Source organism: Streptomyces sp. G45 (assembly GCF_049542095.1).
Lineage (GTDB): Bacteria > Actinomycetota > Actinomycetes > Streptomycetales > Streptomycetaceae > Streptomyces.
The window spans coordinates 1,797,616-1,808,713 of sequence record NZ_JBMUZU010000001.1; the positions used below are offsets into that span (position 1 = coordinate 1,797,616).

Genomic DNA, 11,098 nt, shown 5'->3' on the forward strand with positions numbered 1-11,098 from the left:
AGTATTCGTCGACTGTATGCAATGTACTGCGAGGGCGTCCCGAGCAGGCACGGGCGCACTCCCACTCCCCTACGAAGGGACAGGGTTCCGCCATGGCCGACGACGGCAGCGACACCACCAGCCACCCCCACATCTCCGGTGGACACCTGGTCGCCAAGGCACTGAAGGCGGAGGGTGTGGAGGTCATCTACACCCTCTGTGGCGGCCACATCATCGACATCTACGACGGCTGCGTCGACGAGGGCATCGACGTCGTCGACGTACGCCACGAACAGGTCGCCGCCCACGCCGCCGACGGCTACGCCCGCGTCACCGGCAAGCCGGGCTGCGCGGTGGTGACGGCGGGCCCCGGCACCACCGACGCCGTCACGGGCGTGGCCAACGCCTTCCGCGCCGAGTCCCCCATGCTCCTGATCGGCGGCCAAGGCGCCCGCACCCAGCACAAGATGGGCTCCCTCCAGGACCTGCCGCACGTCGACATGATGACGCCGATCACCAAGTTCGCCGCGACCGTCCCGGACACGGCGCGCGCCGCCGACATGGTGTCCATGGCCTTCCGCGAGTGCTACCACGGCGCACCGGGACCCTCCTTCCTGGAGATACCGCGCGACGTCCTCGACGCGAAGGTGCCCGTGGAGCAGGCCCGGGTCCCGCGCCCGGGGCACTACCGCGCCTCGACCCGCTCACCCGGCGACCCCGAAGCCGTGGAGAGGCTGGCCGACCTGCTGGTGCACGCCGAGAAGCCCGCGATCCTGCTGGGCAGCCAGGTGTGGACGACGCGCGGCACCACGGCCGCCGTCGAGCTGGTGCGGACGCTCAACGTGCCCGCGTACATGAACGGCGCCGGACGCGGCACACTCCCGCCGGGCGACCCGCACCACTTCCAGCTCTCCCGGCGCTACGCCTTCGCCAACGCCGATCTCATCGTCGTCGTCGGCACCCCCTTCGACTTCCGCATGGGCTACGGCAAGCGGCTCTCCACACAGGCGACGGTCGTCCAGATCGACCTCGACTACCGCACCGTCGGCAAGAACCGCGACATCGACCTCGGCATCGTCGGCGACGCCGGGCTGATCCTGGAGTCCGTCACGGCGGCGGCCTCCGGGCGGCTCAACGGCGGCGCGTCCCGGCGCAAGGAGTGGCTGGAGGAATTGCGCACCGCCGAGCAGGCCGCCGTCGACAAGCGCCTGCCCCACCTCAGGTCCGACACCTCCCCCATTCACCCCTACCGCCTGGTCAGCGAGATCAACGACTTCCTCACCGAGGACTCGATCTACATAGGCGACGGCGGTGACATCGTCACGTTCTCCGGTCAGGTCGTCCAGCCCAAGGCCCCCGGGCACTGGATGGACCCGGGCCCGCTCGGCACGCTCGGCGTCGGCATCCCCTTCGTGCTCGCCGCCAAGCAGGCGCGCCCCGACAAGGAAGTGGTGGCCCTCTTCGGCGACGGCGCCTTCAGCCTCACCGGCTGGGACTTCGAGACCCTGGTGCGCTACCACCTCCCCTTCGTCGGCATCGTCGGCAACAACTCCTCCATGAACCAGATCCGCTACGGCCAGCGCGCCAAGTACGGCGCGGACCGCGAACGCGTCGGCAACACCCTCGGCGACGTCCCCTACGACCAGTTCGCCCGCATGCTCGGCGGTCACGGCGAGGAGGTCCGCGACCCCGCCGACATCGGCCCGGCCCTGCGCCGCGCACGGGAGTCCGGCAAGCCGTCCCTCATCAACGTCTGGGTCGACCCGGACGCGTACGCCCCCGGAACCATGAACCAGACCATGTACAAGTGAGGTGAGCACGCCGTGACCCGTCACCGCGCGAGCAAGGCCCTCGAAGGAATCCGCGTCCTCGACATGACGCACGTCCAGTCCGGCCCCTCCGCCACCCAACTCCTCGCCTGGCTCGGCGCCGACGTGGTGAAGCTGGAGGCCCCGACCGGCGACATCACCCGCTCCCAGCTGCGCGACCTGCCGGACGTGGACTCGCTGTACTTCACGATGCTCAACTGCAACAAGCGCAGCATCACCCTCAACACCAAGACCGAGCGCGGCAAGGAGCTGCTCACCGAGTTGATCCGCCGCTCGGACGTGCTGGTCGAGAACTTCGGCCCGGGCGCGGTGGACCGCATGGGCTTCACCTGGGAACGCGTCCAGGAGATCAATCCGCGTATCGTCTATGCCTCCATCAAGGGGTTCGGTGAGGGCCCGTACACCAGTTTCAAGGCGTACGAGGTCGTGGCGCAGGCCATGGGCGGCGCGATGGCCACGACCGGCTTCGAGGACGGCCCGCCGCTGGCCACCGGCGCGCAGATCGGTGACTCGGGCACGGGCATACACGCCGTGGCGGGGATTCTCGCGGCGCTGTTCCAGCGGGAGAACACCGGGCGTGGGCAGCGGGTCAACGTGGCCATGCAGCACGCCGTGCTCAACCTCTGTCGGGTGAAGCTGCGCGATCAGCAGCGCCTGGCTCACGGCCCGCTCGCTGAATATCCCAACGACGACTTCGGCGACGAAGTTCCCCGGTCGGGAAACGCGTCCGGCGGCGGCCAGCCCGGCTGGGCCGTCAGGTGCGCCCCCGGCGGCCCCAACGACTATGTGTACGTCATCGTGCAGCCCGTCGGCTGGCGGCCCCTGACCGAGCTGATCGGCCGCCCCGAACTCGCCGACGACCCCGACTGGGCGACGCCCGAGGCGCGACTGCCGCGGCTCACCAAGATGTTCCAGCTCATCGAGGAGTGGACGTCGACGCTGCCCAAGTGGGAGGTCCTGGAGCGGCTCAACGCGCACAACGTCCCCTGCGGGCCGATCCTGTCGACCAAGGAGATCATCGAGGACGCCTCGCTGGCCGCCAACGAGATGGTCGTCGACGTCCCCCACCCCGAACGCGGTTCGTTCAAGACCGTCGGATCGCCGCTGAAGCTCTCCGACTCGCCCGTGGACGTCGTCGCCTCGCCGCTGCTCGGCGAGCACAACGAGGACGTGTACATCGGTGAACTCGGTCTGACAGCCGGGGAACTGAGCCTGCTCAAGTCGGACGGGGTGATCTGAATGACCGCCGACCGCCACGCCTGGGTACGCGTTGAGGGCCCTTCCGGCGGCGACGCCGAGGTTGCCGCGGGCTCCTCGGGCCGCCACGCCGAAGTCCGCGCTGCGGGCCGCTCCGACCGCCGAGCCGAGGATCGCGACGGGGACCGTGCCGAGCGGGTGCGGGCGCTGCTCGACTCCGTGCGCGCCGACGGGCGTACGGCGCTGACGGCACCCGAGGCCAAGGTCCTCGCGGACGAGTACGGCATCGCCGTGCCCGGCGAGGAGCTGGCCCGGGACGTCGACGAGGCCGTGGCGTGCGCGGCCCGCTTCGGCGGCCCCGTCGTCATGAAGATCGTTTCTCCGGACATACCGCACAAGACCGACGCGGGCGGCGTGCTCGTCGGCGTGGACGGCGCAGACGAGGTGCGCGCGGCGTTCCACCGGCTCGTCGACAACGCGCGGGCGTACGCGCCCGGCGCGCGCCTCGACGGCGTGCAGGTGCAGGAGCTGCTGCCGTCGGGCCCCGGGGCTCGGGAGGTGATCGTCGGGGCGGTCACCGACCCGACGTTCGGGAAGGTCGTCGCGTTCGGGCTCGGAGGCGTCCTGGTGGAGGTCCTCAAGGACGTGACGTTCCGTCTCGCGCCCGTCGACGCCGACGAGGCCGTCTCGATGCTCGACTCCATCGGCGCGGCCGAGGTGCTGCGCGGGGTGCGCGGCGCCCCCGCGGTGGACCGGTGGGCGCTCGCCGAGCAGATACGCCGGGTCTCCCGGCTCGTCACGGACTTCCCTCAGATCGCGGAGGTCGACCTCAACCCGGTGATCGCCACCCCGGAGGGGGCGCTCGCGGCGGACGTCCGCGTCATCCTCTCCGAGGAGACGCCCAGGGAGCGTCCCACCTACACGCGCGCGCAGATGCTCGCGTCGATGCGGCGCCTGATGCAGCCCCGTTCCATCGCCGTCATCGGCGCCTCCAACGAGCCGGGGAAGATCGGCAACTCGGTGATGCGCAACCTCGTCGACGGGGGCTTCCCAGGCGAGATCCACCCCGTGAACCCCAAGGCCGACGACATCCTCGGCCGCAAGGCCCACCGGAGCGTCACGGACATCCCCGGTGAGGTGGACGTGGCCGTGTTCGCGATCCCCGCCGCCTTCGTCGCGCGCGCCCTGGAAGACGTCGGGCGCAAGGGCATCCCGAACGCGGTGCTCATTCCGTCGGGGTTCGCCGAGACCGGGGAGCACGCCCTCCAGGACGAGATCGTCGCCGTCGGCCGACGCTACGGAGTGCGGCTGCTCGGGCCCAACATCTACGGCTACTACTCGACCTGGCAGGACCTGTGCGCCACGTTCTGCACGCCCTACGACGTCAAGGGCGGGGTGGCGCTCACCTCGCAGTCCGGCGGCATCGGCATGGCCGTCCTCGGCTTCGCCCGCTCCACGAAGACGGGCGTCTCCGCCATCGTGGGGCTCGGCAACAAGGCGGACCTGGACGAGGACGACCTGCTGACCTGGTTCGGTGAGGACCCCCGCACCCAGTGCGTCGCCATGCACCTGGAGGACCTCAAGGACGGCCGCGCCTTCGTAGAGGCGGCGCGCGCCACGGTCCCGAAGAAGCCGGTGGTGGTCCTGAAGGCGGGACGCACGGCCGCCGGTGCCAGGGCGGCGGGCTCGCACACGGGGGCTCTCGCGGGCAACGACGCCGTGTACGACGACGTCCTGCGCCAGGCGGGCGTGATCCGTGCACCCGGGCTCAACGAGATGCTGGAGTACGCCCGTGCGCTGCCGGTGCTGCCGACGCCTCAGGGGGACAACGTCGTCATCATCACCGGTGCGGGCGGCTCCGGCGTGCTGCTGTCCGACGCGGTCACCGATCACGGCCTGCGCCTGATGGACATCCCGGATGACCTGAACGCCGCCTTCCGGAGGTTCATCCCGCCGTTCGGCGCCGCGGGCAACCCCGTGGACATCACCGGGGGCGAGCCCCCGTCGACGTACGAGGCGACGATCCGGCTCGGCCTGGAAGACCCGCGCGTCCACGCCCTCGTCCTCGGCTACTGGCACACCATCGTCACCCCGCCGATGGTCTTCGCCGAACTGACGGCCCGGGTGGTCGCGGAGTTCCGTGAGCGCGGCATCGACAAGCCGGTCGTCGCCTCACTCGCGGGCGACGTCGAAGTGGAGGAGGCCTGCCAGTACCTCTACGAGCGGGGCGTCGTGGCGTACCCGTACACCACGGAGAAGCCGGTCGCGGTACTCGCGGCGAAGTACCAGTGGGCGCGCGCCGCCCGGAGGCTCGGCGGCGCCTCCGTGGACGCGGCCGCGCCGCGCACCACTACGGACGGCGCCCCACGCTGACCGTGGTCTGACGGGTGCCCGGCACGGCGCGGTTCGGCGTCCTGGTGCCGGGTTCCATGGGCAGCACGCTCGAAGCCGATCCCCGGACTCGCTGGCTCCGCCAGGGGCCGCCGTGGTGGACGCGTGGGACTACGAAGGCGCGTTCGTGACGGCCGGGTCCATCGGCCTCGCGTCGGCTGTGCTCGCCCCGTTTCTGAAGGCGCCGGGCAGGTCCCACGTCCGGCGGATCGTCCCGAACCCGCATCCCTGAGGCGAGGAGATGGCTTGACATGACGGCGGAGCCCTTAGCCGAGCGCGGCGCGTCCGGCCGCGCGGACGCGCCGCACCGCTACCGGGAGATCACCGACGCACGCGGACGCGTCTACCGCGTCGGCGAGAGCGACCGGGAGATCCTCGGCCGCCCCCGCTGGACGATGGTCGTCCTCCCCTGGGTGGCCATGATCGCGATCAGTGTCTTCGAGTACGCCTACGGAGCGGCGGAGGACACCCTGTCCGCGGCGCACCACTGGACGTCGTCCAACACCTTCTGGGTGCTCAGCGTCTGGATCTTCTTCCAGGCGGGCGTCTCCTTCCCCGCCGGGAAGCTCCGGGAGAAGGGCGTCCTGACCAGCAGAGCGGCGATGGTCACGGGGGCCGTCCTGTCGCTGCTCGGCTTCGTGAGCCTCAGCCACGCGCCCAACGTGGCGGCGGCGATGGCAGGCTTCGGGCTGCTGGGCGGCGTCGGCTCCGGACTGATCTACTCGACGTGCGTGAACATGGTCGGCAAGTGGTACCCGGAGCGGCGCGGCGGCAAGACGGGCTTCGTCAACGGAGGCTTCGCCTACGGGGCGGTGCCGTTCATCTTCCTGTTCTCCTACGGGTTCGACACCTCCAACTACCGTGTGGTGCTCGACCTCGTCGGCCTCTACGTCCTCGCCGTCACCCTGGTGGCGGGCCTGTTCTTCAAGGACCCGCCGAAGAACTGGTGGCCCGCGCACGTCGATCCGCTGCGGCACGGGGCAGCCGGACGCACGGCCGTCGCGCTGGCCAAGAACCCGCCCGCCACCGCCCAGTTCACTCCGGGGGAGGCGTTGCGCACCGGTGTCGTGCCGCTGATGTGGGTGTGCATGCTGTGCTGCGCCGGGGTGTCGATCTTCGGCATCTCCTTCCAGGTGCCGTTCGCCAAGGAGATGGGCTTCGGTCCGATGATCGCCGCGTCGTCCATGGGCGTCATGTCGGTGATCAACGGTACGGGGCGGGGTGTGGTGGGCTGGCTCTCGGACCGCCTGGGGCGGCGGCCCACGCTCACGTACGTCTGTCTGGCCCTGTCGGTGGCGCAGTTCGGCGTCCTGTGGGCGGGCGAGATCCGCAACCAGCCGCTGTTCCTGGTCTTCGCGTTCCTGTCGGGCTTCGCGGGCGGCGCGTTCTATCCGCTGTTCGCCGCCCTGGTGCCCGACTACTTCGGAGAGAACAACAACGCGTCCAACTACGGCATGGTCTACAGCGCCAAGCTCGTCAGCGGCCTGTTCGGCGGCGGTGTCGGCGCGATGGTCGTGCACTCCTGGGGCTATGTCGGCGCCTACACGACGGCCGGTGCCGTGTCGCTCCTCGCGGCTGCGCTGTCACTGCTGCTGCGCCAGCCGGGCGCGCCGACGGCACGGGCTCAGACCGGGACAGCCGGGCTGAGCAGCCCTCCCGGGGCGAGCTGAGCCGCCTCTCCGGGGAGGAACGGCCTCTTCGGAGAGCGGGGCCCGGTCGCCGTAATGGTGGCCGGGCCCAGTGCCGCGGGGTGACGGCCGGGGGGGCTGACGCGTGGACCGGCCCGGCGGCATACCTGTCGCTGTGTCACTCTCCGCAGCGTTCCCGCAGCGCGTGCAGATGGGCGCTGGACTTGCGGGCGAACGCGAAGGACTCGGTCGGGTTGTCGTGCTCGGTCTGCCAGTGGTGGGAGCGCCGCCCTCCAGGGGTGCGGGCGGTCACCTTGGACAGGAACCGCCGGTAGTCGATGTCTCCGTCGCCGACGTCCACCATGCGGTAGCCGTCGCGGGCGGAGTCGTCGCGCAGGCCGTCCTTGACGTGGAACAGCGGGTAGCGGTGCGGCCGCCGGAGCACGTAGTCGAGCGGGTCGAAGGGGCGCGGGGTGCCGTCCGCCTGCTTGCCGAAGCGGAACTGCGCCGAGTACGCCCAGTAGATGTCCATCTCCAGGAACACCAGGTCGGGGTCGGTCTCGCCCAGCAGCACGTCGTACAGGCGGGTGCTGGGCTTGTCGATGGCGAAGGAGAACTCCTCGGCGTGGTTGTGCTGGTAGAACCGCATGCCCCGGGCACGGGCCGCCGCTCCGTAGGTGTTGAAGTCCTCGGCGGCGCGCTTCCACGCGTCGACGGTGGCGCCGTAGCGGAAGGGCCCTGAAGCGGTGCCGATGTGCTTGAGGCCGAGTGCCTCGGCGTCGTCGAGCACCTTGGTGAGGTTCTGCGCGAACGTGTACGCGTTCGGGTTGCCGTCGTCGTAGTAGCCGACGTGGCTGCCGATGGGGTGCAGCCCGTGGTCACGGGCCAGCCGCTTGAGCTGGGCGAGCGTGATGGGCCCCGCGGAGCCCTGGGTGTATCCGGCGAACTCGATCTCGTCGTAACCGTACCGCTCCAGCTCGGCGAAGACGGTGGCGAAGCCGAGCGTCGTGACCTTGTCGCGCAGGCTGTACAGCTGGACACCGAGGCGGCCGGGCGGCAGGACGGGACGGCCGCGGCCCTTGCTCGTGGGGCGGGCGGCGGGGTGCGCGGCCGCCGGGCTGGCGGTGGCGGTGGTGCCCGCGAGGGCCGCCGCGGTGGCGCCCGCGGCCACGCCGAGCATGCCGCGTCTGCTGAGCCTGCGGGCGAGTTCGGGGTCGTGGGGCGTGGGCTTGCGGCTCATGTGGGCCTCCCGGAGTGGAATCAGGGTGGAGCAGGTCAGGGCGGGGTGGGGGATGCGTTCGAAAAGCGGATCGGGGTGAGGTCCGGGGCGAACCCTGATGGCAGGGCGATCGCGCTTTGGTTGAGTGGAAGGCACGCGGACGAGGCGGCGCGAACGACGCCGCCGCCGAGCGGGGCGCGGGCGGTGCCGCGTCCACGAGGGTCTTCGCGGGCGTCAGTTCAGTCCCGCGAGCCCGAGCAGCAGGGACTTCACATCGGTGGCCGCGACGCGGCCGGTGACAGCACGGGGGGTGGAGCACAGAATGAGCGGACCTTCGTCCTCGTTCGTCGGGAGGCGGCCATGGCTGCCGCGAATAGGTGACGGGTCGAGGGGCACGACGGCCATGCGGTAGCGCATGCCGAGCTTCTTGCGGGCCAGGGCGGACGCGGCCTTGACCTTGACGTAGGGGTCTTCGGGGTCCATGAAGAGCTCGACGGGGTCATAGCCGGGCTTGCGGTGGATCTCGACGAGCTGCGCGAAGTCGGGCGCGCGGGCGTCGTCGAGCCAGTAGTAGTACGTGAACCAGGCGTCCGGTGCGGCGACGGCGACCAGTTCGCCGGAGCGCGGGTGGTCCAGGTGGTGGGCCTTCTTGCCCTCGTCGTCCAGGAGCTGTTCGAGGCCGGGCAGGTCGCTCAGGGCGGCGCGGGTGGCCTCCAGGTCTTCGGACCTGCGCACATAGACGTGGGCGATCTGGTGGTCGGCGACGGCGAAAGCGCGGGAGGCCATGGGGTCGAGGTACTCCATGCCGTCCTGGGTGTGCACTTCCAGAAGGCCCGCGCGGCGCAGCGCGCGGTTGATGTCGACGGGGCGGCTCACGCGGGTGATGCCGTACTCGGACAGGGCGACGACGGTGCGGCCTTCGGCCTCGGCGTCGGTGAGGAGAGGAGCGAGGGCGGCGTCCAGGTCGGCGGCCGCTCGGTGGGCGCGCGGGTCGTCAGGGCCGTAGCGCTGGAGGTCGTAGTCGAGGTGAGGGAGGTAGCACAGGGCCAGGTCGGGGCCGCGGGTGGTGATGATGTGCCGGGTGGCGTCGACGATCCAGCGGCTGGAGACGAGGTCGGCGCCGGGGCCCCAGAAGTGGAACAGGGGGAATGTGCCGAACTTCGCGGTGAGTTCGTCGTGCAAGGCGGGCGGCCGGGTGTAGCAGTCGGGCTCCTTGCGGCCGTCGGCGTAGTACACCGGGCGGGGCGTGACGGTGATGTCGGTGTCGGCGCCCATGGCGTACCACCAGCAGATGTTGGCGACGGTGTAGCCGGGGTGGGCGCGGCGCGCGGCATCCCAGAGCTTGTCGCCCGCGACCAGGCCGTTGTGCTGGCGCCACAGCAGGACGTCGCCGAGTTCGCGGAAGTACCAGCCGTTGCCCACGATGCCGTGCTCGGCGGGCAGGGTGCCGGTCAGGAACGTCGACTGGGCCGCGCAGGTCACCGCAGGCAGCACCGTGCTCAGCGGTGCCTGGGAGCCCGTCTCGGCGAGGGCGGTCAGGCGCGGCATGTGGGCCAGGAGGCGGGGGGTGAGGCCGACGACGTCCAGGACGAGCAGCGGGGTCGGCCGACGGGTGACGGGAGCGGGAGGTGTCATGGCAGTTCCTTCAGGCCGAGGTCTGTCAGCAGCTCGCGGGCGAGGGAGAGTTCGGCGGCGATGCCGTCGGCGAGCTGGGGGCGGGCGCGGGGGCGCAGCTCGGGCGGGAGGGCCTGCCAGGTGTAGGTCTCGACTTCGAGGTGACGGGTGCGGGGGTGCGGTCCGCCGACGAGGTGGGCGAGCGTGTCTTTGAGGACCGGAAGGGTGGAGGTGAGGGGCGGCGCGGGTGCGGCGTGCAGCGGTACGTGGAAGTGGGAGCGCCACGGCGTGGTGTCCGGCAGGGCGTCGGTGGTGAGGGCTTCGGTGAGGTCGTCGGTGCCGCGCAGGGTAGCGGTGGCGGAGGTGTGCGGGGCGGAGGCCCGTCCGGCCGGGGGGTCGCCGGGTTCATGGGGGTGGGCGCGGGTCTGGTGCAGGAAGCGGGGTTCGGCGAAGGCGGCGAGTGCCGTGCGGACTTCGGGCAGGTGGGGGTGTTCGGCGTGCAGGGCCGCGGACAGTTGGGACTTGACGACGGGAATGCCCGCGGTGGCGAGCGCGTCCAGCGCGGTGTGCGGATCTTCGAAGGAGGTGGCGAGGTGGCAGGTGTCGACGCAGACGCCGATACGGTCGTGGCCGACGGCGGTGAGGGGGGCGATGGCGTCCCGGGTGGTTTCCACGGTGCAGCCGGGCTCGGGTTCGAGGCCGACGCGCAGGGAGGCGCCGGTCAGTTCGGCGAGCGCGTCCAGGCGGTGGCCGAGGGTGGTCAGGGCGGCGTGGGCCGCGGCGGCGCGATCGGCGTCGAAGGCGGTCCGCCAGGCGAGGGGCAGGGTGGAGATGGTGCCTTCGGTGACGTCGTCGGGCAGCAGCTGGGCGAGGACCCGGGCCAGCGCGGTGGTGTGTTCCAGGCGTTCGGAGTCGGCCCAGTCCGGCTTGTAGACGCGGTACTTGACCTCTCCGGAGCCGAAGCCGTCATAGGGGAAGCCGTTGAGGGTGACGACCTCGAGGCCGCGCTGGTCGAGTGCGCAGCGCAGACCCCGCAGCGCGGAGGGATCGGTGACGAGGGTGTGCGCGGCGTCCCTGGCAAGCCACAGGCCGATGCCGAGGCGGTCGCGGCCGAGCCGCTTGCGGACGGGCTCGCAGTGGTCACGCAGTTGGGCGAGGACACCGTCGAGGGTCTCGGCGGGGTGCACATTGGTGCAGTAGGCGAGGTGGATGGTGGAGCCGTCGGGGTGGCGGAAGCGCAT

General features: G+C 71.2%; 7 protein-coding genes and 1 pseudogene. 5 read left to right on the plus strand and 3 right to left on the minus strand.

Going from position 1 to position 11,098, the window contains the following annotated elements; genetic code table 11:
* Positions 1-92: 92 nt before the first annotated feature.
* The 5 genes and pseudogenes from ACOBQU_RS07130 (at position 93) to ACOBQU_RS07150 (ending at position 7,066) form a co-directional block, all read left to right on the plus strand.
* Positions 93-1,790: a thiamine pyrophosphate-binding protein gene (locus ACOBQU_RS07130; protein ID WP_423625045.1), complete on the plus strand. Its 1,698-nt coding sequence runs from the start codon at positions 93-95 to the stop codon at positions 1,788-1,790.
* A gap of 12 nt (positions 1,791-1,802) precedes the next feature.
* Positions 1,803-3,047 (plus strand): formyl-CoA transferase, encoded by a 1,245-nt coding sequence (gene frc, locus ACOBQU_RS07135; protein WP_423625046.1) that lies wholly within the window; start codon positions 1,803-1,805, stop codon positions 3,045-3,047.
* Positions 3,048-5,378 (plus strand): acetate--CoA ligase family protein, encoded by a 2,331-nt coding sequence (locus ACOBQU_RS07140; RefSeq protein WP_423625047.1) that lies wholly within the window; start codon positions 3,048-3,050, stop codon positions 5,376-5,378. It begins immediately after the preceding gene.
* A 69-nt stretch (positions 5,379-5,447) separates the two neighbouring features.
* A pseudogene (locus ACOBQU_RS07145) lies at positions 5,448-5,628 on the plus strand (MFS transporter); the annotation flags it as partial.
* 19 nt (positions 5,629-5,647) lie between these two features.
* Entirely contained in the window at positions 5,648-7,066 is a 1,419-nt protein-coding gene (locus ACOBQU_RS07150; RefSeq protein ID WP_423625048.1) for an OFA family MFS transporter, read from the plus strand.
* Positions 7,067-7,202: 136 nt separating this feature from the next.
* On the opposite strand, the gene ACOBQU_RS07155 is transcribed toward ACOBQU_RS07150, so the two are convergent.
* The 3 genes from ACOBQU_RS07155 to eboE form a co-directional block, all read right to left on the minus strand.
* Positions 7,203-8,264 (minus strand): sugar phosphate isomerase/epimerase family protein, encoded by a 1,062-nt coding sequence (locus ACOBQU_RS07155; protein ID WP_423625049.1) that lies wholly within the window; start codon positions 8,262-8,264, stop codon positions 7,203-7,205.
* Positions 8,265-8,477: 213 nt separating this feature from the next.
* Positions 8,478-9,878 carry a nucleotide pyrophosphatase/phosphodiesterase family protein gene (locus ACOBQU_RS07160; RefSeq protein WP_423625050.1) on the minus strand — a complete coding sequence of 467 codons (1,401 nt, stop codon included), beginning with the start codon at positions 9,876-9,878 and terminating at the stop codon, positions 8,478-8,480.
* The gene (gene eboE / locus ACOBQU_RS07165; protein ID WP_423625051.1) at positions 9,875-11,098 is read right to left on the minus strand and encodes a metabolite traffic protein EboE; all 1,224 of its coding nucleotides are present in this window, start codon (positions 11,096-11,098) and stop codon (positions 9,875-9,877) included. Before eboE ends, ACOBQU_RS07160 begins: the two co-directional genes overlap by 4 nt.